Origin of the sequence: Candidatus Accumulibacter phosphatis, assembly GCF_000024165.1 — a bacterium.
In the GTDB taxonomy this organism is placed as follows: Bacteria; Pseudomonadota; Gammaproteobacteria; order Burkholderiales; family Rhodocyclaceae; genus Accumulibacter; species Accumulibacter phosphatis.
In genome coordinates this window covers 2,199,900-2,223,102 of record NC_013194.1, presented here as the reverse complement: position 1 = coordinate 2,223,102, position 23,203 = coordinate 2,199,900, and the positions used below count along the sequence as shown (strand labels likewise).

The following is a 23,203-nucleotide window of genomic DNA, read 5'->3' as shown; positions in this document are numbered from 1 at the left end:
CAGACACAGGTCAACCATGAGTACTGCAACGCTCTCGCGAGTCACCCTTTCCCACCTCGACTGGCTCGAATCCGAAGCCATCCACATCATGCGCGAGGTCGCCGGCCAGTGCAGCAATCCGGTCCTCCTCTTCTCGGGCGGCAAGGATTCGATCTGCATGCTGCGCATCGCCGAAAAGGCTTTCCGCCCGGGCCGCTTTCCGTTCCCGCTGATGCACATCGACACCGGCCACAACTACCGCGAGGTCACCGACTTCCGTGACCGGCGGGCGGCCGAACTCGGCGAGCGCCTGATCGTTCGCTCGGTCGAGGATTCGATGGCGCGCGGGACGGTGGTACTGAAATCCGCCGACGAACCGCGTAACAAGCACCAGTCGGTGACCCTGCTCGAAGCGATCGAGGAGTTTGGCTTCGACGCCTGCATCGGCGGCGCGCGACGGGATGAGGAGAAGGCACGCGCCAAGGAGCGCATCTTCTCTTTCCGCGACGAATTCGGCCAGTGGGACCCGAAAAACCAGCGGCCCGAGCTATGGGACCTGTACAACGCGCGCAGTTTCAAGGGTGAGAACATGCGTGTCTTCCCGATCTCCAACTGGACCGAAATCGACGTCTGGCAGTACATCGAACGCGAGCACCTGGCCTTGCCGTCGATCTACTTCGCCCACCGCCGGCCGATCGTGCGCCGCAGCGGCGGCCTGTTGCCGGTCACCGAGGTGACGCCGGCGAGACCCGGCGACAGCATCGAGAATCTGATGGTGCGCTTTCGCACCGTCGGCGACATCACGTGCACGGCGCCGGTGGAATCGGACGCCGCCAGTGTCACCGCGATCATCGCCGAAACCGCGATCACGACGATCACCGAGCGCGGCGCCACCCGTCTCGACGACCAAACGTCGGACGCGTCGATGGAACAACGCAAGAAGGAAGGTTACTTCTGATGTCCGCGATCGAGAAACTCCCCACCGAAGCCATTCCGGACAACGGCCTGCTGCGCTTCCTGACCTGCGGCAGCGTCGATGACGGCAAGAGCACGCTGATCGGCCGCCTGCTCTTCGACAGCAAAACCATCCTCGCCGACACCCTGCACGCCATCCAGCGCACCTCGGCCAGGCGCGGGCTCGACATCGTCGACCTGTCGCTGTTGACCGACGGACTACAGGCCGAACGCGAGCAGGGAATCACCATCGACGTCGCCTACCGCTACTTCACGACCGGGACGCGCAAGTACATCATTGCGGACGCGCCGGGCCACGAGCAGTACACCCGCAACATGGTCACCGCGGCGTCCACCGCCGACCTGGCCATCATCCTCATCGACGCCCGCAAGGGTGTGCTGACGCAAACCCGCCGCCACTCCTATCTGGCCCACCTGGTCGGCATTCCACACATCGTCGTCGCGGTGAACAAGATGGACCTCGTGGACTACTCGCCGGCAACTTTCGCCCGGATCAGGAGCGACTACCTGGCTTTCGCCACCGCATTGGGAATCACCGACGTGCGCTTCATCCCCATGTCGGCGCTCAACGGCGACATGATCGTGGACCGTGGCGAGCGTCTGGACTGGTACGACGGGCCGACGCTGCTCGATATCCTCGAGAACGTCCCGGCGCTGCACGGCGAGCACGCCGAGAAGTTCCGCTTCCCGGTGCAGTACGTGTGCCGCCCGCAGGACGCCGCCAACCCGGAACTGCACGACTATCGCGGCTTCATGGGCCGCGTCGAGTCCGGCGAACTGGCGATCGGCGACGCGGTGACCGTCCTCCCTTCCGGACGCGAGACGCGCGTCAAGGACATCCAGATTCTCGGCGAGTCGCTACCCCGGACCGTTGCCGAGCAGTCCGTGACGATCCTCCTCGAGGACGAGATCGACATCTCGCGCGGCGACATGATCGTCAAGACCGGCGAGTTGCCGAAAATCGCCAGACAGATCGACGCCATGCTCTGCTGGCTTTCCGAGTCGCCGCTCGATCCGCGCCGAAAGTATCTCCTGCGACACACCACGCGCGACAGCAAGGCGATGCTCGCCGGCATCGCCTTTCGCGTCGACATCAACAGCATGGAGCAGCAGGCGGCCGAGCGCCTGGCGATGAACGACATCGCCCGGGTCAGCTTCAAACTGGCGCAGCCGATCTTTGCCGACCCCTATGCCGAGAGCCGCGGCACCGGCGCCTTCATCGTCATCGACGAATCGTCGAACAACACCGTCGCCGCGGGCATGATCGTCTGAGCCCCGACATGGATATCCACGGCAAACCGATAGAGGAACGCATCGACTGGCTGTTCGGCTTGGCCGAGCGTCACAGTACGATCTTTCGCAGCCCGGAAGCCTGGTTGGCGCGCGAGCACTATCTCGCCGAGCATCCGACAGCCATCGCCGTGCTGAAGTGCATGGACGGCCGCATCAACATCCCGGTGGCGACCAACACGCCGGTCGGCATCCTGATGCCCTTCCGCAACCTTGGCGGCATCTTCGATCTCGGCTGGCCGCACCTCGGCGAGGTGCTCGCCCACCATGTGCAGCGCGTCGTCAGCGCCGGCCGCCACGTGGTTTTCCTGGTAACCTACCACTACTCACAAGGCGACCCGCGTCGCGGCTGCGCCGGCTTCCAGTACGACACGGCAGCGGCGATCGCCCACACCTACGAGATTCGCCGCCAGGTCGAATACATTTTCGGCACCGATCACGGCACCGTCTATCCGCTGGTCTGCGGTTTCGAAACCGACGAGGATGCGCTGGTGATCCACGGCACGGCCGGCGACAAACTCGATCTGGCGACGCTGACGTCGACCGACAGGGCGACGCTCGAACTCCGCCTCGCCGCGCTGCTGCCCGACATGCCGGCCCGCATGCGCGCCGATCTGCTGCCCTTGCTCTACGGCAACCTCGAACACATCGAGAACGTGCGGGCGCAGATTCGCCGCAACGAGCGCCTGCTCGACATCGAACATCGCGAGTGGATGATCTGCCTCGGTCGCGGCTTCGACTTCCTGCATACGCCCAACATCGCGCTGATCATCGGCCCCTACAGTCCGAATCTCGACGTGCCGATTCGCCGTGCCGCCGGCATCATCGAAGCCAACATGCTGGCCGGCCGCATCCCGAACGACGGCTTCCTGCTCCTCGCCTCGGTACCGTACGACGAAATCGGCGTCGACCGCGCCCGCGCGGAACTCAAGTCACGCTTTCTGTCGACCTTCGCTGCCGACGTCATCCGCGCCGAGTTTCCGCGCCTCGGCGAGCAGATGGCCATCCGCACGGCCGTACTCGACTGGCGCTCGCGCACTCTCGAGACCATCGCCGTCGTCGGGAAGTGAAGAAAGCGCCCACCGGCGTCGTCAGCACCAGCCGGCGGTAACGACGGTTGCCACGCCAACCGTCGGACCGGGAACAAGCTGTTAGAATCGCCGCCTCTTCCCACCTCGGCCTCGTCCATGTCCACGCACTCACGCCTGATCTTCGGTTTCCATTCCACCCTCGCCAAGTTGCGGCACGATCCTGGTGCGGTGCGCGAGATCTACGTCGACGCCAGTCGCCACGATGCCCGTCTGCGCGATCTGGTGGCGCATGCGGAGTTCGCCGCAGTGCGCGTCATGCCGGTCGATCCGGCCCGACTGGAAGCACTGGCGCCGGGCGCCAGGCACCAGGGCGTCATCGCCACCGTGGGCGCGACGCAGCGCCACGTGACGCTGGACGACGTGCTCGACACGCTCGACGAGCCGCCCTTCCTGCTCGTCCTCGATGGCATCCAGGATCCGCACAACCTCGGAGCCTGCCTGCGGGTAGCCGACGCCGTCGGCGCGCACGCCGTGATTGCCCCCAAGGACCGCGCGGTCGGTCTGACGCAGACAGCAGTTAAGGTGGCCAGTGGCGCTGCCGAGACAGTGCCGTACATCACGGTGACGAATCTCGCCCGCGCCCTGCGCGAAATGAAGGAACGCGACATCTGGGTCATCGGCACGGATGCGCTGGCCAAGGACGATCTTTACGCCGCCCAGTGGTCAACCGCCACCGCCTGGGTGCTCGGTGCCGAAGGCGACGGACTGCGCCGACTGACTCGCGAAACCTGCGACCAACTGGTGAGTATTCCCATGCTCGGCTCGGTCGCCAGCCTGAACGTCTCGGTGGCGACCGGCGTGTGCCTTTACGAGGCACGAAGGCGCCGCAACCCGGCCGTAGACCTCTAGCCAGCTAGCCCCCCAGCACGCGCCGGCCCGTACGGAGCGCCGGGAGCGACACCACGCCCCCCCCCCGCGACCCCCTCGCCCTTGCGCTTTCGAAGGGTGCAGACGGCGCGCCCCGGCGTCACCCCGGGCGGTCAGCTCTTGTACGAGTAGCGGTAGACGTAGCCCTTGTAGCCGTAACGGTAGCGCTGCCGGTTGACGTTGAGATCGTTGAAGACGAAGCCCCGAACCTGCACGCCCGCCTGATTGAGGCGCTTGACCGCCTGCTCCAGTTCGCGAATCGGGTGTTTGCCGGCGCGCGCGACCATCAGCGTCGCACCGACATGCCGTCCGATGATCGCCGCATCGGAAACCGCCAGCACCGGCGGAGCATCGACGATCACCGTGTCAAAACGCGCCCCGAGTTCGCCGAGCAGCGCTTCGAAACGCTGATGCATCAACAACTCCGACGGATTCGGGGGAATCTGACCGGTCGTCACCACCCACATGTTGGGCACCGACGAGGTCTTCAGGATCTCGTCGAGACTCGCCTGCCCGGCAACATACTCCGAGACCCCGACCGCGCGAGGCAACCCGAACTCCTTGTGGATATGGCCCCTGCGCAAGTCGGCATCGACGATGACGACGCGTTTCCCGACCTGTGCCAGGACGGCACCCAGATTCTTCGAAATGAAACTCTTGCCCAGACCTGGGCTCGATCCGGTGATCAGCAGTGAGTTGCGCTGGGCGTCGAGGAGCGCGAAATGAAGCGTCGTGCGCAGGCCGCGCAGGCTCTCCACGGCGTCTTCCTCCGGGTAAGCCACAGCCAGCAGTTCGCTGGCTTCACCGACTTTCGCCCGACGATGCAGATCAATCTCTGTCTGGCAGTGCGGCACCGTCGCGTAAACCGGCAGACCGAGCTGTGACTCGATGATTTCCGGGTCTTCAACGACCACACGCAGCGAGCGCAGGAGCCAGATGGCGACCATGCTCACCAGCAAGCCGAGCAACAGGGCAATCCCGAGGATCGCGACCGGTTTGGCGCCGACCGGTTCGCGACCGACAGCGGCGATGTCGATGACGCGCACATCGCCAACCGTGCCGGCCTTGGATACCCGCAACTGTTGTGCGGTATTGAGAAGTTCGGTGTATAGCTTGGTAGAAACCTCGACATCGCGCGCGAGCCTGAGAACCGTCTGCTGCGTGTCGGGCAGACGCGAGACTTCCCCCTCAAACTGCTTGCGCCGTTCATTCAGGCGCTGCAGCTTGTTGTCCATCGCCTGAATCCTGGGGTGTTCCGGTGTGAAATGCTGACGCAGTTCGTCGCGTTCCTGCTTGAGCAGGACCGCCGCGTTCTCGACCTCGACAAGCGACTTGAGAATGCCCTGCGTCTCGAGGTTGAGATCCAGAGAACCGCGATTCTGACGATAGTTGTTGTACGCCGCCTCGGCGTTATCGCTCTCCTTCTTGAGAGCCGGCAACTGGGTTTCGAGGAACTTGAGCGTTTTCTCGGCTTCGGCGGAACGACGCTCGACATTCTGGCGGACGTAAGTATTCAGAATGTCATCGAGGACGAGGCCGATCTCCTCAGGATCGGGCCCCGTCAGGCTCAACTCGAGGACTCCCGACTTCTTGCCACGCTCCTTGACCGAGTAGCGACGCCGCACGTCGTCGATTGCCGACTCCGCGGAAAGCTTGGTCAGCCGAAAGCGGGTTCCCGGCCGCGCTTTGAGTTGCGCAACAAAGATCGAGTACCCCTGGCCACTGCCGCGCACGCCGACCTTTCCCTTGACGACCTGCTGATCGTCGTTGTCGACCAGTTCGAAGCTACCGCCCTCCCCGGCGATCAGCGTGAGTGTCTCATCGAGCGCCTGCGCCGGCACGTCGAGCGAGTCGACCTGAATCCGCTCACCGCCCCAGGCGAAACTCGAAAGCCCCAGCCACGGCGAGTTCGGCTCATCGCCCTGATAGCGCCGCGCGACGGCGGCACCAATCAACGGCAGGGTTCGCGGCTTGGCGATGATATCGAGCTTGAGCTTGCCGACCACCCGTCCGAGCACCATGCGCGAACTGAGGATCTCGAGCTCGGCCGAGACGGTCGTATCGTCGCCGAGGAGCGGCTGCAAGGCCTTGAGCGAACCGACGCCAGAACTCTTCTCCTCGATCTGCAGCAAGCCATCGGCCCGGTAGACCGGCTTGGCGACAAACAGCCACGCCAGACCCAGAACCAGTGCCGCGAGGCTGATCGCCGCGATCAGCCAACGGTAGTCGATGAGAACGGCGATGATCTCGCCGAGCGCCAGGCCTTCGTCCTCCTCGTCGGGGGAGATCTGCGGGGTAGACCGCACTGGCGTCTGGGCTCCGGTCAAACCCGATGTGCCGGGGGAGTTGAACGGAGGCGTGATCTGATCATTGTCCATGGGTCATCCGAAATTGCGTTCCCCAGGGCCCCGTCGGGGCGCCTGGGCGTGGTGAGCAGGCCGCCATGCTCGGGGAAGAGAGCCCGGCACCGGCCCGCCGCGGCCGCCACAAGCTCGAGACGGCCCGGGTCAGGGTCAGAACGGTGGCTGCCGCGCACCGAAGAGCGGAAACTGCGTCTGGCTGGTCAGATTGAGCATCGTTGCGGTCGGCAGGATGTTGGCAATCACCCGCTGCCAGCGAACGACGGCCGCGGCATCGACGTAGACGATGTCGCGCGGACGCAGGGGGAAACGGTCGGCAAGCAGCATCGCGTCAGGCAGCCGCGAGTCCAGATGGAAGACCTCCGGCGTATCGGTGTTGCCGCGCATCACATAGATCCAGCGTGGATCGGAAGTGTTCTGGTTGATGTAGCCGGCATCGCTGAGCGCTTCGGCGAGCGTCGAACGCTTCTTGTTCATCACCAGCGACCCCGGCTTGGCGATCTCGCCCAGTACGAAGATCTTGTTGTAGCTGCGGTCCGACACGTTGACGATGTCGCCTTGCTCGAGCAGAGCGTTCTGCTCAGTGGCGCCGTAGTCGTACATCGCCTGGATATCGACGAGATAAGTCGTGCCGCGACGCGTCAGCAGGACGCGGCTGTAATCGGCCTCAGGCGTGAAACCACCAGCTCGATTGACGGCCTCGAGAATCGTCATCGGGATGTCCGTCACCTGCTGGATACCCGGCTTGGCGACTTCACCAACGACATAGACCTGCTGGCTACGGAAGGCGACCATCCGGACATCGAGCTGGACTTTCTCGATGTACTTCGCCAGCCTTGCCGACAGCAAGGTGCGCACCTCGCTCGTCGTCTTTCCCTGAACCTTGAGAACCCCCGCATAGGGAAAGAAGATGGTGCCATCATCGGCAATGACAGTACCGGCCTGTTCAGCCGTACGGAAGCTACCGGCCGGGATGGTCAGCTCCGGATGGTCCCAGACGATGATCGAAATGATGTCGCCCGGACCGAGTCTGTATTCGGGTACCGGTTTGACATCCGTTCCGCCGGGCCGCGGGCTGTTCTGGGTCGCTACCTTGGCGGCGCTGGTCCCGTCGCCAACCGGCGGCCGCGCCACCTTGAACATGTCGATGATCAGTTCGGCGGTAATCGGTTTGATCTTGACGTTGGCCGGCGCGAGCACATCGCCCTGCTGCACCGGCAGCCGGACGTCCGATTCCTCACGGTTGCTGTAGCTCTGGTTGCCGGGAACGATACTGCAGCCGGCAAGCGTACTGGCAATCAGAGCAAGCAGGAAACGCCGGATCCTGTCAGGCACGGCAGACGATAACCTCATGCTGAATTCCTCATCTCTGTTCCTCAATCTCCGTTGCTGACGCGCTCTCTACGGCCGGCGCGGCGAAGTTTACACGCCCCGCGGATCCACCGCAAAGCCATCGAGCCCTTCTTGGTCGCCGCAAAGAAACGGCGCAGGCGACCGGGTAGACTCGCTACGCCCTCTGCGCTGTCGCGGGGACTGCCCTGCGATGCCGCGACTTGGGAGTCAGCAGCCTCTCGATCCAGCAGCATTGCTGCAGTGCGCGCAAACGACGGCCCCGGTCGGTTCCGCTTGCGCGTGCTTCGCGTCGCTGCCCCTTGAGACTTATGGACACCGGTGCGAGCCACTCGCGTCACCCCCCATGCAGGCAATGACGGCTACCCGCACTCGCCGAGGGTACATCGCCTGACGAGCCGACAATCCTCGCACGACACGGGGCACCCCCGCCAGTTTCCTTTCCCGCGCCTCGAGCCTCATCTGCGGGACACCCGACACGACAGATTCGGGTACCTCCTGCGCGGCGCTGCGGCTAACAGCAGAGCTTATGCACCCAGGGCTCTACCGCGGCTTCGATCAGTCGGAGAGCTTCTGCGTGCGCCGCATCGCCGCGTCGATACGGATCGGGGATTTCGGTCTGGGTCCAGTGGCCGAGGAGGAAGGTCTTGCCGCGGGCGGTCGGATCCATTGCCAGCACCGCGTCGCGGTGGTGCTTCTCCATGACCAGAATCAGTTCGGCCCAGCGCAGACGTTCTGGGGTCAACTGGCTGGCCCGGTGTACACTCAGATCGACCCCGCGGGCCTGCAGCATCGTCCGAGTGGTTTCTTCGGCCGGGTGATTGACCAGTGCTCCGATGCCGGCCGAGTGCGCCTCCACCGGCCTGCCAACCTCTTCGATTCGCCGACGCAAAAGGAACTCTGCGGCTGGGCTGCGGCAGATGTTGCCAGTGCAAACGGTTAGGACCCTCTTGAACACCTCAGTTCGCCTTCATGCTGGAGGAACACTGACTTCAAAGCCGACCTGGTCACTCGCACCCATTCCGTCGCCACGTTCAGTAGAGTAGATCAGGGTACTGCACATACCGCGACGATCGACAGTTCGGCTGCGACCGGCCATGCCTTGTGAGGAAGCGCCGCTCTCGTGCGGGTCCAGCTCGCTGCCCCGGCACAGGAACAGCCGGACCTCGACCCCACCTTGCCGGCGAAGCAGACGTCTCCTGATACGCAAGGCGTCACGGTGAATGATGCCTATCAGGTGATCACTGCCGACTACGGGGACATGCACCAGACAATAGACGTTGCGCCCGTCGGCAGCGGATCGTTCGGCCCGGTACACACTGATCTGGTAGTCATAACCTCGGCCGAGTCCAGCGGCAACCACGCCGACAACCTCCCGATAAGCCTCCTGGCGGAAATAACCGACGAAGATGCCACGCACCTCGACAGACGGCAAGCCGAGACGACGGCTCAGCCGGCGCAGCCAGGGCACCAGACGCCACGGACGGGCAATCACGAAGGCATAGGCCGCAAAAACCAGCACGAACAGCCAGAACATCACATACTCCGGCACACCCAGCCAGAGGCCGCCAACGCCGAGCAGTCCGAAAACGAACTGCATGGCCACGGCCAGCGCAACGATGTCACAGACCCGAAATCCGGCGCGGATGAACAGGTGATGCAAGTGGTGGCGGTCGGCGCGAAACGGGGACTTGCCAAGCCAGATGCGCCGCAACATGACGCCAACGGTATCCATCAGCGGCAAGGCGAACAACCACAGAGCGGTCACCGGAGTCATCACCGGCTGCCGGCCCTCCGTTGCCTGCGAAAGCGCGATCAGCGACCACGCAAAAACGAATCCAAGCAGCATGCTGCCGTTGTCCCCAAGGAAGACCCGGGCTCGACTGTTACCGGCATAGCGCAGGTTGTAGCCGAGGAAGCCGACGACGCCGCCCATCAGCGCGACAAGCAGCACGAAATAGGTAGCGTCGTGTCCGTGATGGGCGATCAGGGCGATCAGGCCCAGACTGACCAGACTGACCGAGCCCGACAACCCATCGATACCGTCAATCATGTTGAGGGCGTTGATCAGACCAATGGTCGCGAAGACCGTCAAGGGCACGCCCAGCAGCCCGAGATCAAGCGTGACCCCCGGAAAAAGCTCGCCGAAAGACCGCAATTCCACACCACCGACGAAGACCATCAACAGCGCGGCAATCGCCTGCACCAGCAGACGCGGCTTCACCGCGAGGTGCCAGACGTCATCAGCCAGCCCAGTAAGGAAGATCACCACGGCGACAAGGCCAATGGCGCCGACCGAATCCAGCGACACGCGCGAGAAACCAAGATCCGCCAGCGGGAAGATACTCAAGAGCACAACCATGATGCCGACGCCGCCGACAAACGGCGTGCGGTCACCGTGCTGCTTGTGCTCGCCAGGCTCGTCCATGACCCCAAGACGACGCGCCAGAGAACTGCTCAAGCGTATCGCAACACCGGAAATCGCGACGCAAAAAACAAATAAAACAGTCAACTCCAAGACTCGCCTCCACTGCTCGTTCAGTCCGCAGCCAGACGCCATTCTACGCCACGCGCGTGTTGTAGAGTGACTGCTGACGCCCTGTGACTTACCGGCTCGACCACCAAAGCAACGAGCACATTGCCGCCGCGAAGGTCGCTGCGCTCAGCTTCCGACGATCCGACAAGGACGCGATGCCTCCGACGCTGACCACTGACCACCGACCCGTCCAACCCGTCCAACCCGGCCGACTCGGGAGGCCGCTAGAGAAGCAAGTGCCAAAAAACACCAAGCAAGAACAATGCCCACAAACAGAAGGCACAAAATGTATTTCAATACATGCTCTTACAGAACCACCTCACCAAGTTCGGACGGGAGTGTAAAGAATTCCGACACCAGAACGGATCAACGACCGCCAGCACCCGCTTGCACTGCGTCTCCGAGCGGCAATGACGAGGCGGCGGCAATCAGACGCCTGAGCGGAAAGTCGGCGCCTGGCGGCAAGACGGCTCGCGTGGCACCAGCCGCCGCGGTGGTGCCAGACGAGGACGCGGAACTGGCCAGGGGCGCACGCGCTTCGCCTTTTCTCCACCCAGCCGCTGCCCGTTTCATTTCACCACTTTGGCAAGAGGCCGGCGTGCCTGGGCCGGCAGCCCACCGAAGCCGCCGCAGGGTCATACTCTAAGACGAGCAGCCACAACAAAAAAAACGGCGGCCAACGCCGCCGTTTCTCTTGCCATCGAAGCTTGTCACCCAGCTTTGCGCCGACGTGCAGCGAGCCCGACGAGAGCCAAACTCATGAGCGCCAGGGAACCCGGCTCAGGAATGTGCACCGCACCGTTTGCAAAGACCAGCCCGTTGATCAGCCCATCCTTGTTTCCGGGGGGGAACGGCGGTGCGATGATCGACCCATTGTCGAGTCCATAAAGGGTCGCTTCCAAATTGAGGCCATCGCTCTCCGTCAGAGTCAGACTCCAAGTATCGTCACCGAATGTGTGCTCCACCGCCACGGTACCACTGCCCAAGAAGCCGGCGATGACGCCGCCACCCGGGCCGAGGGCAGCACCCAACAGCAACAGCAGCCCGCTACCCGAAGCAGTAAAGTCGCCACCGGAGTACGAAACGCCGTCGGAAGTCCACTTATTGGTGTTCCAGTCGTAAACGAAGTGCGTACCGGTAATGTCGGTGTAGCTCCCCGTCGCTGCGCCCGCCGGCTTAAACGTGGATGAGAAGGTACAAGCGTCGTAGCCCGCGAAGCCCAGCGTCGCACACGCAGCGGCCATAGGCGGCGACGGCGATGCCACTGCGACACCGTTATAATCCCAAGCGTAGGTACCCTTGCGCTCCGCGAACCACGCGCCCGGAGGCGGAATGTTGAACTCCAGAACTCCCGAAACTTTGATGAAGTTCAGCTTCACCACGCCGTCAGCGTTTCCGAAGTCCGAGAACTCCCAATTGGCCCTGAAGTTCGTCGCGGTTTCGAGGTAGCCAGCATGGGCAACGCTGGCGCCACCCAAAGCCACGGTCGCACCGACCGCCAGCACAAGTTTCTTTATCATCATAGTCGTGTCCTCTAAAAAACGTTTTGGGGTGCGTCTGACCCTGGCGCCTGCACTGACGCTGCCGCCTCTGAAACAGCGCATTGCACTCGTACAAGCAATACCTATGCCAATAAATATAAGCCTATAATTTATAACCGTTCGCGCAACTTTTCCGAAATCTCGGCCCCGGGCAGTGTAAAATTTTTCGACACCTTGCCGGCGCATGGAGATCATCGTGCGCTGTGCCGCGCCCGCCACAGTGCGCCACCTCGATCCGGCCTGCCGCCTGCACATTCCCCCTGCGGATTGTGGCTTGCCACTTGCGCCTCCACCACGCTATAGTTGCACGGCGAATGGGAGAGAGCGGCGACGCCGCCGCCGAAGGCGCAATCCACCCGGAAACGCTCAGGCAAATGAACCGTTCGTGCACTGAACTCTGGAGAGCGGCGCGCGCCTGAGGCGAAGCGCCCACCGATGGGGCAGCGCGGCCGGGGGTTTTGGCCGACAATCTCTCAGGTACATGGACAGGGGGGTGAACTCGATCCGAGTTCACCCTTTTTTCGTTTCTGGAATCGACTTCAACAACCTCTTTCAGTGGATTGAACCAATGCAGAAAACTGTCCTTTACGAATCGCATCGCCAAAGCGGCGCACGCATGGTCGATTTTGGTGGCTGGGAAATGCCCCTGCATTATGGGTCGCAGATCGAGGAGCACCACGCGGTCCGCCGTGACGCCGGGATGTTCGATGTTTCGCATATGTGCGCCGTCGACCTCGATGGTCCGGACGCTAGGCCTTTCTTGCGCCGTCTGCTTGCCAACAACATCGACAAGCTGCAACTCCCGGGCAAGGCCCTGTACAGCGCCATGCTCAACGAAGGCGGCGGCGTGCTCGACGATCTGATCGTCTATTATCTCGACGAGACGCATTACCGGATCGTCGTCAATGCCGGTACGGCGATCAAGGATCTGGCGTGGATGTCAGCCCGACTCGCCGACTGGCGCATGGCGGCAGCCATCACGCCGCGACGCGCGGGCGCCGATGCGCTGGCGATGATTGCCGTCCAGGGACCGCAGGCGCGTCAGAGGCTGTGGCAGGTGCTGCCGGACTGTCGTTCCGCCTGCGAGCCCCTGAAACCGTTCTTCGCCTGCATCGCCGCCGACTATTTCATCGCCCGCACCGGCTATACCGGTGAAGACGGCTACGAGATCACGCTCCCCGCCAAGCGCGCCACCGACCTCTGGAACGCCCTGGCCCAGGCTGGCGTGCGGCCATCCGGACTGGGCGCTCGCGACACGCTACGCCTGGAGGCCGGCATGAATCTCTATGGCCAGGACATGGACGAGACCGTTTCGCCGCTCGATGCCGGCCTGGCATGGACGGTCGACCTCGTCTCGCCGCGCGACTTCGTCGGCAAGGCCGCCCTCCTGGCAAGGCCGCAGCAGCACCGGTTTTGCGGGCTGCTCTTGCTCGACCGCGGCGTGCTGCGGTCGCACCAGCAAGTGTTGACGCCGCATGGGACCGGCGAGGTCACCAGCGGCAGCTTTTCGCCGACGATGCAAAAGTCGATCGCCCTGGCGCGGCTGCCACTTGCCGTGGCGCTCGGCGATACGATCCAGGTGGCGATCCGCGACAAGTTGCTCGCCGCCCGGGTCGTCAAGCCCTGCTTCGTCAGGAACGGCAGCGTTCTCGTTTAACATCCCTTAGCATCCCGTAACATCCCAATCCATCCCCCCCATATCCCGCCACCTAACCCAATCTTATTGTCAGGAGCAAAGATGACTATCCCCGCCGACCTCAGGTACACCAGGAGTCACGAGTGGCTGCGCGCCGAAGCGGATGGCACGATCAGTGTCGGCATTACCGACCACGCCCAGGAACTGCTTGGCGATCTGGTTTTCATCGAACTGCCGGAGGTCGGCAGCACACTCGCGGCCGAACAGGAGGCCGCGGTGGTCGAATCGGTCAAAGCCGCTGCCGACGTCTACGCACCAATTGCGGGAACCGTCGTCGAAGTCAATGAGGCCGTCGTGGACGCGCCGGAAGCGGTCAATCAGGACGCCTACGCGGCCTGGCTGTTCAGGATCAGACCGACCGCCGCCGCCGACCTGGAGGCGCTGCTCGACGCCAACGCCTACCAACAGATCGTAGACGCCGCCTAGACAGCGGTCCCTTTTGCCGGAGCACGCGATGGATGCCAAGCCCCTCTCTGAGGCCCTCTGCGCCCTTGAACAGCGCGACGACTTCGTTGGCCGCCACATCGGCCCGAGCACCAGCGAAATCACCGCCATGCTCGCCAGCATCGGCGCCGCCAGCCTGGAGCAACTCATCGAGCAGACTATGCCGGCGGCAATTCGGCTGCCGACGCCGCTGGCACTCGACGCCCCGCGTCCGGAGCACGAAGCGCTCGCTGCGCTGCGCGCGATTGCCGGTCGCAACCGCGTCCAGCACTCGCTGATCGGTATGGGTTACGCGGACACGGTGACGCCAAAGGTCGTACTGCGCAACGTCCTCGAGAACCCCGGCTGGTACACCGCCTACACTCCGTATCAGGCAGAAATCGCACAGGGTCGGCTCGAGGCCCTGCTCAACTACCAGCAGATGGTCGTCGATCTCACCGGACTCGCCCTCGCCAATGCCTCCCTGCTCGACGAGGCGACCGCCGCCGCCGAGGCAATGACGATGGCGCGGCGGGTCAGCCGGTCGAAATCAAACCGTTTCTTCGTCGATGCCGCCTGCTTCCCGCAGACCATCGACGTCGTCACCACCCGCGCCGCCTTCTTTGACTTCGAACTGGTCTTCGGGTCGCCCGACGACGCGGCCTTGCAGGAGGTCTTCGGTGCGCTGTTCCAGTATCCGAATGATCACGGCGAGGTCAGGGACCTCAGCGGCCCGATCTCCGCCGTCAAGTCGCGCGGCGGCGTCGTCGCCGTCGCCGCCGACCTGATGGCACTCGTCCTTCTGCGCTCGCCCGGCGAAATGGGTGCCGATATCGCCCTTGGCTCGTCGCAGCGTTTCGGCATCCCGCTCGGCTTCGGTGGCCCGCATGCGGCCTTCTTCGCCACGCGCGACGAGTACAAGCGCGCGGTTGCCGGGCGCATCATCGGCGTATCGGTCGATGCGCGCGGCCACAAGGCCTTGCGCATGGCACTGCAAACCCGCGAGCAGCACATCCGGCGCGAAAAGGCCAACTCCAATATCTGCACCTCGCAGGTCCTGCTCGCCAACATGGCGGGCATGTACGCCATCTATCATGGTCCGCAGGGGCTGCGCACGATTGCCGGCCGCATTCACCGCCTGGCCGCGATCCTCGCCGAAGCCGTGCAGCGCGCCGGGCTGCGCGTGCTGACCCGGAGCTTCTTCGACACGCTGCGCGTCGACCTCGGCAGCCACGCGCTGACTGCCTACAAGGCGGCCATCGACGCCGGTTACAATCTGCGCCAGGTTTCGCCTGGCGTCCTTGCCATCGCGGTCAACGAAAAAACCACGCGCGCGGATATCGCCAGGCTGATCAAGCTGATCACCGGCGTCAACGCCGACCTCGACCGCCTCGACGAACAGATCTGCCAGACCGACCCGACCCTGCCCTTGTCGCTGCTGCGCAGCGACTCCATCCTGACGCATCCGGTCTTCAACACGCACCATACCGAGCATCAGATGCTGCGCTACCTGAAGCAGCTGCAGAGCAAGGATCTGGCGCTCGATCACTCGATGATCTCGCTCGGCTCATGCACGATGAAGCTCAACGCCACCAGCGAGATGATCCCGATCACCTGGCCGCAATTCGCCGACATCCATCCCTTCGCCCCCCTCGACCAGGCCGAAGGTTACCTGCAGATGATCGGCGAACTCGAGACCTGGCTCAAGGCGATCACCGGCTTCGACGCCATCTGCATGCAACCCAACTCCGGGGCACAGGGAGAGTACGCCGGGCTGGTCGCCATCGCACGCTACCATGCCAGCCGCGGCGAGGCTCACCGCAAGGTCTGCCTGATCCCGCGCTCGGCGCACGGCACCAACCCGGCGACCGCGCAGATGTGCGGCATGCAGGTGGTCGTGGTCGACTGCGACGACTCCGGCAACATCGAGGTCGCCGACCTCGCCGCGAAGGCCGCCGAGCACGCCGACCACCTGGCCTGCCTGATGATCACCTACCCTTCCACGCACGGGGTTTTCGAGGAGGCGGTGAAGGATATCTGCGACATCGTTCACCGCCACGGCGGCCAGGTCTACATGGACGGCGCCAACCTCAACGCCCAGGTGGGGCTGACCTCGCCTGCGCTGATCGGTGCCGACGTCAGCCACATGAACCTGCACAAGACCTTCTGCATTCCGCACGGTGGCGGCGGTCCGGGAATGGGACCGATCGGCCTCAAATCCCACCTGGCTCCGTTCATGGCCAATCATCGCGTGCAACCGGTCAGCGGTCCGCACGGCGGCCAGGGTGCGGTTGCCGCGGCACCCTGGGGATCGGCGTCGATCCTGCCGATCTCCTGGATGTACATCGCCATGATGGGCGGCAGCGGGCTCAGGCGGGCCACGGAAGTCGCCATCCTCAACGCCAACTACATTGCCAGCCGTCTGCAGCCGCACTACCCGGTCCTGTACACGGGCGCGAACGGCCGCGTCGCGCACGAGTGCATCCTCGACATCCGCCCGCTCAAGACGGCTACCGGAGTCTCTGAAACCGACATCGCCAAGCGCCTGATGGACTATGGCTTCCACGCGCCGACGGTCAGCTTCCCGGTCGCCGGAACGATGATGGTCGAGCCCACGGAGTCGGAATCGAAGGACGAACTCGACCGCTTCATTGCCGCGATGGTCGGCATCCGTGACGAGATCCGCCAGATCGAGCGCGGGCACTGGCCGGCGGACGACAACCCGATGAAACATGCACCGCATACGCAGGCAGACATCATCGACAGCCACTGGCAACGGCCGTACAGCCGCCAGGAAGCCGCCTTCCCCTTGTCGCATGTGGCCGAGAACAAGTTCTGGCCGAGCGTCAATCGCATCGACGATGTGTATGGCGACCGTCACCTTTTCTGCGCCTGTGTGCCGATCGACGATGACCATCAGTAGGACAAAGCCATCACTCCTGGAGACACCGCCATGACCGCACCGCTATACCAGTTCAGCGCCGATCGCCTCGCCGGCGGCAGCCAGTCGCTCGGCGATTACGCCGGTCAGGTCCTGCTGATCGTCAACACCGCCAGCCACTGCGGCTTTACTCCGCAGTACGAAGGCCTCGAAGCGCTCTACCAGCGCTACCGTGAGCGTGGCTTCGTCGTCCTCGGCTTCCCCTGCAACCAGTTCGGTGCGCAGGAGCCGGGCGATGCCGACGAAATCGCCAGCTTCTGTCAGATGAACTACGGCGTCAGCTTCCCAATGTTTGCCAAGGTCGAGGTCAACGGCGACGGTGCCCACCCCCTCTACCAGTATCTGAAGAAAGCGGCGCCCGGCCTGCTCGGCAGTGAGGGAATCAAGTGGAACTTCACCAAGTTTCTGGTCAACCGTGAAGGCGAAGTTACCGAGCGCTACGCGCCGGCCAGCACACCCGAGACCATCGCCCGCCACGTCGAAGAACTGCTTTGAGGGCCGGACCGCTGACCACAGTGGCGACCACGCCGGTGGCCTGCGCCGACCTCGCACGCCGGACAGCCAATGCCTGAACCCGACTTCAGTGCCATGCTACGCTGGCCGAACGTCCCCGCCTGCTACGGCTGGCTGTCGCTCGATCGACGCGGCCGCTGGCGGCTGCGCGGCGACCCGGTCACCCATTGCGGCCTGAACGATTTCCTCAATCGACAGTACTCGCACGACGAACACGGCAACTACTTTGTCCAGAACGGCCCGCAGCGAGTGTTTGTCGAACTCGACTACACGCCGTGGATCGTGCACCTCGTGGCGGCGGACGCGCTCGCGACGCACGTCGGCGAACCGGTCGGTGAGATTCGCGGCGCCGCGCTCGACGAGGAAGGGAGTCTCCTGATCGAGATTCCGAAGGGCATCGCCCTGCTCTCCGACCGCGACCTGCCTACCCTGCTCTGCCACCTCCACCTGGCGAGCGGCGAAATCGCCGACGAGCCGGCGCTGCTCGCCTTCATCACTCAGGGGGTCGGTGCGGACGCGCTCGCGCTCGACTGGCAGGGCACCCGCGTACCGGTGGTCCCGCTGCAGCGCTCGGCTGTCCCGGGACGCTATGGCTTTGTTGCCTCACCGCAGGCCGCAGTGCCCGGAAGCCCGCCGTGAACCTGCGCCAGGCTGCCCTCGATGCCCTGCTGCTCGCGGCCCCCGATGACAAGTGCGCCGCCGTCAGGAGCATTGCGCTGGCTGACGAGCCCCAGCAGTTCATTACTCCCGACATCCGTCGACTGGCCGGCGAAGCGCTACCCGGTCGCCGCGCCAGGCCGCTGCTGGTACCGCCTGCGCAGGTGGCACAGCGGCCGGTCAACGCCCTGGAGGGACGTGCCGCCCTGATTCATTCACTCGCTCACATCGAGATCAACGCCGTCAATCTCGCGCTCGACATCGTCTGGCGCTTCGACGACCTGCCTGCCGCGTTCTACCGGGACTGGCTCGGTGTCGCCAGGGAAGAGGCAAGCCACTTCGACCTGTTGCAGGCCCACTTGGCAACAACTGGCTACGCCTACGGCGACTTTCCGGCCCACAACGGCCTCTGGGAGATGGCCGAGAAGACCAGCGCCAACCTCCTGGCGCGTCTGGCGCTGGTACCGAGGACGCTCGAGGCGCGCGGTCTGGACGCGGCGCCGCTGATTCGTGACAAGCTGCGGTCGGTCGGCGACGTGCGCGGCGCCAGTATCCTCGAGACCATCCTGCGTGACGAAATCGGCCATGTCGCCATTGGCAACCGCTGGTACCGGTGGCTCTGCGACCAGCGCGACCTCGACCCGCTGACGACCTACGGCCAGCTCGCGCAGTCCTACGACGCCCCGCGCCTGCGTGGCCCTTTCAATCTGGCGGCTCGCCGGGCGGCCGGTTTCGACGAGCGGGAACTGGCCGCCCTGCAGGCGCCATGAGCGGCGACGGCGGCCCACAGCGAGGTCGCCGGGCGACCGTGATCGTCGCCGGCGGGATGGACTATTCGCTCGCCTTCGCCAATAATTGCGCCCCTTGAACCAACCATGTGTTCGGCTTTCCCGGGTCGGGCCGTTTCTTTGCCGAGGTGAGTGATGCGCTATCAGGTTTTCGTGGAGGAGGAGGAAGGCGCCGATGGAGCGGGCGACCTGGCCAGCTTCGACGATCTCAACGACGTCTGGGAATTCATACGCAGCCGCCTGCCCACCGGTATCTTCAGCGATCGGCGTCTGGTCTGGGTCAAGGACAGGGAGGCCGAAGGCGACGTTTCCTTCTCGCTGACCGCCGAACTCTGGGCCGAGCACTGCGAGACCCCGCTCGCCTTTGCCCGCTGCTTCAAGATGTTTTTCGACTTCAAGGGCAAGTAGCCCTCCGCGACGCCCGGTGAGGAGCCGCGAAAGTTCCATGTGGCCGTTCCTGCGGCGCCCCCCGGACTGACTGCGCCACCCCGCTCGCGCGGTCTGGCGGTACTGCTGACGACACTGGTCGCCCTCGGGCCGCTATCGACCGACCTCTACCTGCCGGCTCTGCCCACGCTGGCGAGAGTCTTCGCCAGCGATGCGGCTCGCGTTCAACTGACGCTGTCGGTGTTTCTCGCCGGCTTTGCCTGCGGCCAGATCGTCTACGGACCGCTGTCCGATCGCTTCGGCCGCCGGCCGGCGATGCTTTCCGGGCTGGCGATCTATTGCGCGGCCTCACTCGGCTGCGTCTTTGCCGACAGCATCGAAGTGCTGATTCTCGCCCGCTTCGTGCAGGCCCTCGGTGCCTGCGCCGGCCCGGTACTGGGCCGGGCCATCGTGCGCGATGTCTGGGGCGCCACCGATTCGGCGCGCATCATCGCCTACATGGGTGGCGCCATGGCGATTGCACCACTCCTCGGACCGACGCTGGGCGGTTTCCTGACGGTGCTCTTCGGCTGGCAGTCCAATTTTGTCGTCCTGCTACTGATTGGGGCGACCCAGTTGATCGCGGTGGCACGCCTGCTGCGCGAAAGCAACGTCCATCGTGACGCCGGTGCGACCCACCCGCGCCAGATGGCCAGCACTTTCCTGCGCCTGCTTGCCGACCGCCACTACCTCGGCAACGTGCTTACCTTCTCGTTCTCCTACAGCGCGCTGTTCGCCTTCATCTCCGGCTCGTCCTTCGTTCTTGCCGAGCGCCATGGCCTGACGCCACAGGTATACGGGATGTGCTTTGGTGTGGTCGTCGCCGGTTACCTCTTCGGCTCGCTGGCTTCCGGTCGGCTGGTCAGGCGCCTCGGGAGTGTGCGGCTGCTGGCGGGTGGGGCCTGGCTCGGCGCGATCGCCGGAGCCGGCATGTGGTGCCTGGTAGTCGCGGGGGTTCACAGCATCGCCGCGCTTCTCGGGCCGATGTTCTTGTGTACCGTGGCCACCGGACTGGTCATGCCGAACGCCATTGCCGGAGCTCTCGCGGCGTATCCAACGCTGGCCGGTTCGGCGTCGGCGCTGATGGGCTTCGTGCAAATGACGCTCGCCGCGCTCGTCGGCATCGCCGTTGGGCACGGACTGGCCGGCGGGGCCGGCGCACTGGCGAGCGCCGTGGCGATCTGCACGGCGCTCGCCCCCTTGTCATACCTGGCGCTCATCCGGGTCCGCCGCGGCCCGTGACGGCTAGCTCGGAGGCGGGCGCGGGGACCATCCGCCGCTGCCCGATTGCGCGCGTGGCGCCAGCACTGGATTCGGATAAGATGAGCACCGCCCATGCCGGGTCAGAGGAGCATTCCTCCGCGCCGACCCGGCAAACCTGCTGAAATCACTCATCGAAATCGGGGTACCGCCTTGCTAGCCAGAGAAACCACGCCCAGCGCGATCGTCAGGTATCTTGATCAGTACGTCATCGGCCAGGAAGACGCCAAGAAGGTTCTCGCCGTTGCCGTCTACTCGCATTACCGAAAGATCGCCACCTTTCACGGTGACCGGGAGAGCATTGCCAAGAGCAACATCCTGCTCGTCGGCCCTTCGGGAACCGGCAAGACCCTCCTCTGCGACACCTTGTCACGGATGCTCAAGGTCCCCTTCGTAACCGCCGATGCGACTTCGCTGGCACAGACCAAGTACGTCAACGAAGAAATCGAGGCCGTATTGCTGCGGCTGCTCGACAAGGCCGACGGCAACATCGAGGACGCTCAGCACGGAATCATCTTCATCGACGAGATCGACAAACTGAAGACAAGCAATGCGCAGGCGAGGGCGATTTCGGGCGAAAGCGTACAACATGCGCTCCTGAAGATAATGGAAGGCTCACCCGTCAAGCTGAAGGACAACTGCTACATCGATACCGGCAATATCCTCTTCATCTGTGGTGGGGCATTCGTCGGGCTCGAGAACATCATGTCCAAGACGCACGGCTTCGGGTTCATCGCCACCTCGGGCGACGACAACCAGAACATCCTCGACCGACTCAACAAGCGTGTCAAACCCACCGATCTCTTCGAATTCGGACTGATTCCCGAATTCACCGGCCGCCTGCCGATAATCGCCAATCTGCACCCCCTGACCAAAGCCATGCTGGTCAGCATCATGAGCGTGCCGAGAAACTCGATCTATCGGCAATACGTCGAGATCTTCCGCGGCGAAGGCGTGGAACTGAGGATCGGCCCGCGGGTCTTCGAGCAGATAGCGGAGATAGCCATCGAATACAAGACGGGCGCGCGCAGCCTGCGTGGCATCTTCGAAGAACTGATCACGCCGATTCTCTACATCGTGCCGGACAACCACGACATCGCCCGGGTCGAGATTACCTCACTGTTCGAAGATGCCCGCCTTGTCAGACGAGCCTGAACGCCGATCCACAGCGGCCCTCGCCGCGTCCGGAATCGCTGGCGCCACCGCAGCCGGCGGCACGGGTCTTGCACGCGCCCGAGCGGCGCTGCGGGTCGTCGCCGTCAGTTGTCTGCTCATCCTCGCCGGAGTCGCCATGTTCCAGGATCACCTTCTCTACTACCCCGAGCCCGCCAGCGTTGCCGAAATGGAATCGGGTGGACTCTCGGCCTGGCCGTCAGCTCAGGACTTCCGCGCCCTGCTCGCCGAACCGGAAGGACAGGCACGCGCCACGGCCGTAGTGTTCCACGGCAACGCCGGGCACGCGGGGCACCGTCAGTTCTATGCGCACGTACTCAACCGACTCGGTTTGCGCGTGATCCTCGCCGAATACCCCGCTTACGGGCCGCGCCCCGGCGAACTCGGCGAGAAGAGCCTCGTCGCCGATGCCGAGCGGACGATCGCCCTCGTTCGCGATCGCTACGCCGGGCCACTGCTGGTCATTGGCGAATCGCTCGGCGCCGGCGTCGCGGCGGCCGCCAGCAAGCGGCGCCACGAAGCCGTCAGCGGACTGCTGCTGATCACCCCATGGGACCGCCTCGAACACGTCGCCGGCCACCACTACCCGCTGCTGCCCGTCAGCTGGCTATTGCGCGATCGCTACGACAGCATCGTTCACCTGGTATCGTTCGGCCGACCGATACTCGTGGTCATTGCCGCTGCCGACCGGATCATCCCGCCGCACTTCGGCCGGGCCTTGTATGATGGGCTGGCAGAACCGAGGCGCCTGTCGGTGATCGAAGGTGCCGGACACAACGACTGGTTCGACCGCCTCGACGACGCCTGGTGGGAGGCGGCGATAGCGTTCCTGCTGGCGCCCGCCTCCTGATTCGGGCCAGACAAACGACCGACCGGGCGACGGCTTGACGCGAGCCAGATGCGGAGATTCAGCAGACGGACTCAACCTTTTCCGACAAGCAGCCGTTAACCAGTACAGGAGCCTCGCTCTGTGGAGAAACATCATGATGCATACCTGCACTGACCGCACCGACCTCGATGAACTGATCGGCAAGCAACGCTGGGACGGGCAACACCTGCTTTTTTATTACGGCCCGCTTGCGCGGGCCATGAAGGGCGGCGAGGAGTTGATTCTCGAACACAGCGAGGAGCTCTCTCCCTTCATGCTCGCCAAGGTCGGGTTCATCCTGCACGACCTCTTCATCGACGACACTTCCGAGCTGATCCAGCCGAACGACGGCTTCCGGCTGACGCTCAGGTAGTCAAACGCTCAAACGCTCAAACGCTCGAACGCTCGAACGCTCAAGCGCCGCAGCCGCCGTCCGCTTGCCTTCTTCCCCCGCACGCCTCGACTGCCC

Annotated in this window: 20 protein-coding genes and 2 riboswitches; of the genes, 15 read left to right on the top strand and 5 right to left on the bottom strand. The window is 64.1% G+C overall.

The features are described from left to right. Positions 1-16 precede the first annotated feature (16 nt). From cysD to rlmB, 4 genes are all read left to right on the top strand, one after another. Entirely contained in the window at positions 17-937 is a 921-nt protein-coding gene (gene cysD / locus CAP2UW1_RS09790; RefSeq protein WP_015766462.1) for a sulfate adenylyltransferase subunit CysD, read from the top strand. Continuing rightward, complete coding sequence (locus CAP2UW1_RS09785; protein ID WP_015766461.1) at positions 937-2,226, top strand: sulfate adenylyltransferase subunit 1; 1,290 nt, start codon at positions 937-939, stop codon at positions 2,224-2,226. The genes cysD and CAP2UW1_RS09785 overlap by 1 nt, the downstream gene beginning before the upstream one ends. 8 nt (positions 2,227-2,234) lie before the next feature. Continuing rightward, positions 2,235-3,314 (top strand): carboxysome shell carbonic anhydrase domain-containg protein, encoded by a 1,080-nt coding sequence (locus tag CAP2UW1_RS09780; protein WP_015766460.1) that lies wholly within the window; start codon positions 2,235-2,237, stop codon positions 3,312-3,314. Between the two features lie 117 nt (positions 3,315-3,431). Beyond that, complete coding sequence (gene rlmB, locus CAP2UW1_RS09775) at positions 3,432-4,184, top strand: 23S rRNA (guanosine(2251)-2'-O)-methyltransferase RlmB (RefSeq protein WP_015766459.1); 753 nt, start codon at positions 3,432-3,434, stop codon at positions 4,182-4,184. Positions 4,185-4,315: 131 nt separating this feature from the next. On the opposite strand, the gene CAP2UW1_RS09770 is transcribed toward rlmB, so the two are convergent. The 5 genes from CAP2UW1_RS09770 to CAP2UW1_RS09750 form a co-directional block, all read right to left on the bottom strand. After that, positions 4,316-6,580, bottom strand: a complete 2,265-nt coding sequence (locus CAP2UW1_RS09770; RefSeq protein ID WP_015766458.1) for a polysaccharide biosynthesis tyrosine autokinase — start codon at positions 6,578-6,580, stop codon at positions 4,316-4,318. A 135-nt stretch (positions 6,581-6,715) separates the two neighbouring features. Continuing rightward, positions 6,716-7,915, bottom strand: coding sequence for a polysaccharide biosynthesis/export family protein (locus CAP2UW1_RS09765; RefSeq protein WP_015766457.1), 1,200 nt, complete (start codon positions 7,913-7,915; stop codon positions 6,716-6,718). A 511-nt stretch (positions 7,916-8,426) separates the two neighbouring features. Continuing rightward, a complete protein-coding gene (locus CAP2UW1_RS09760; RefSeq protein ID WP_015766456.1) occupies positions 8,427-8,870 on the bottom strand; it encodes a low molecular weight protein-tyrosine-phosphatase in 444 nt (147 codons plus the stop codon). 12 nt (positions 8,871-8,882) lie between these two features. Next, the gene (locus CAP2UW1_RS09755; RefSeq protein WP_199931616.1) at positions 8,883-10,373 is read right to left on the bottom strand and encodes an MraY family glycosyltransferase; all 1,491 of its coding nucleotides are present in this window, start codon (positions 10,371-10,373) and stop codon (positions 8,883-8,885) included. A 785-nt stretch (positions 10,374-11,158) separates the two neighbouring features. Then, on the bottom strand, positions 11,159-11,971 hold the full coding sequence (locus CAP2UW1_RS09750) for a PEP-CTERM sorting domain-containing protein (RefSeq protein WP_015766454.1): 813 nt from the start codon (positions 11,969-11,971) through the stop codon (positions 11,159-11,161). A gap of 323 nt (positions 11,972-12,294) precedes the next feature. Next, positions 12,295-12,381: riboswitch (glycine riboswitch) on the top strand. Between the two features lie 3 nt (positions 12,382-12,384). After that, positions 12,385-12,480: riboswitch (glycine riboswitch) on the top strand. Between the two features lie 77 nt (positions 12,481-12,557). On the opposite strand from CAP2UW1_RS09750, the gene gcvT reads away from it, so the two are divergent. From gcvT to CAP2UW1_RS09695, 11 genes are all read left to right on the top strand, one after another. After that, positions 12,558-13,646 carry a glycine cleavage system aminomethyltransferase GcvT gene (gene gcvT, locus CAP2UW1_RS09745; RefSeq protein ID WP_015766453.1) on the top strand — a complete coding sequence of 363 codons (1,089 nt, stop codon included), beginning with the start codon at positions 12,558-12,560 and terminating at the stop codon, positions 13,644-13,646. Positions 13,647-13,727: 81 nt separating this feature from the next. Beyond that, the gene (gcvH, locus tag CAP2UW1_RS09740) at positions 13,728-14,111 is read left to right on the top strand and encodes a glycine cleavage system protein GcvH (protein ID WP_015766452.1); all 384 of its coding nucleotides are present in this window, start codon (positions 13,728-13,730) and stop codon (positions 14,109-14,111) included. Between the two features lie 28 nt (positions 14,112-14,139). Then, positions 14,140-17,031: an aminomethyl-transferring glycine dehydrogenase gene (gcvP, locus tag CAP2UW1_RS09735; RefSeq protein ID WP_015766451.1), complete on the top strand. Its 2,892-nt coding sequence runs from the start codon at positions 14,140-14,142 to the stop codon at positions 17,029-17,031. A gap of 30 nt (positions 17,032-17,061) precedes the next feature. After that, positions 17,062-17,544 carry a glutathione peroxidase gene (locus CAP2UW1_RS09730; RefSeq protein WP_015766450.1) on the top strand — a complete coding sequence of 161 codons (483 nt, stop codon included), beginning with the start codon at positions 17,062-17,064 and terminating at the stop codon, positions 17,542-17,544. A 69-nt stretch (positions 17,545-17,613) separates the two neighbouring features. Beyond that, on the top strand, positions 17,614-18,201 hold the full coding sequence (locus CAP2UW1_RS09725) for a DUF2946 family protein (protein WP_015766449.1): 588 nt from the start codon (positions 17,614-17,616) through the stop codon (positions 18,199-18,201). Beyond that, positions 18,198-18,989 carry a ferritin-like domain-containing protein gene (locus tag CAP2UW1_RS09720; protein WP_015766448.1) on the top strand — a complete coding sequence of 264 codons (792 nt, stop codon included), beginning with the start codon at positions 18,198-18,200 and terminating at the stop codon, positions 18,987-18,989. Before CAP2UW1_RS09725 ends, CAP2UW1_RS09720 begins: the two co-directional genes overlap by 4 nt. A gap of 153 nt (positions 18,990-19,142) precedes the next feature. Further along, positions 19,143-19,415: a hypothetical protein gene (locus CAP2UW1_RS09715; RefSeq protein ID WP_015766446.1), complete on the top strand. Its 273-nt coding sequence runs from the start codon at positions 19,143-19,145 to the stop codon at positions 19,413-19,415. A gap of 39 nt (positions 19,416-19,454) precedes the next feature. Further along, complete coding sequence (locus CAP2UW1_RS09710; protein WP_015766445.1) at positions 19,455-20,675, top strand: multidrug effflux MFS transporter; 1,221 nt, start codon at positions 19,455-19,457, stop codon at positions 20,673-20,675. A gap of 171 nt (positions 20,676-20,846) precedes the next feature. Then, positions 20,847-21,848, top strand: coding sequence for an ATP-dependent Clp protease ATP-binding subunit ClpX (gene clpX / locus CAP2UW1_RS09705; protein ID WP_291911615.1), 1,002 nt, complete (start codon positions 20,847-20,849; stop codon positions 21,846-21,848). Beyond that, positions 21,832-22,716, top strand: coding sequence for an alpha/beta hydrolase (locus CAP2UW1_RS09700; protein WP_015766443.1), 885 nt, complete (start codon positions 21,832-21,834; stop codon positions 22,714-22,716). The genes clpX and CAP2UW1_RS09700 overlap by 17 nt, the downstream gene beginning before the upstream one ends. Before the next feature lie 133 nt (positions 22,717-22,849). Further along, positions 22,850-23,107, top strand: coding sequence for a P-loop NTPase family protein (locus CAP2UW1_RS09695; RefSeq protein WP_015766442.1), 258 nt, complete (start codon positions 22,850-22,852; stop codon positions 23,105-23,107). The last annotated feature ends 96 nt before the right edge of the window (positions 23,108-23,203 follow it).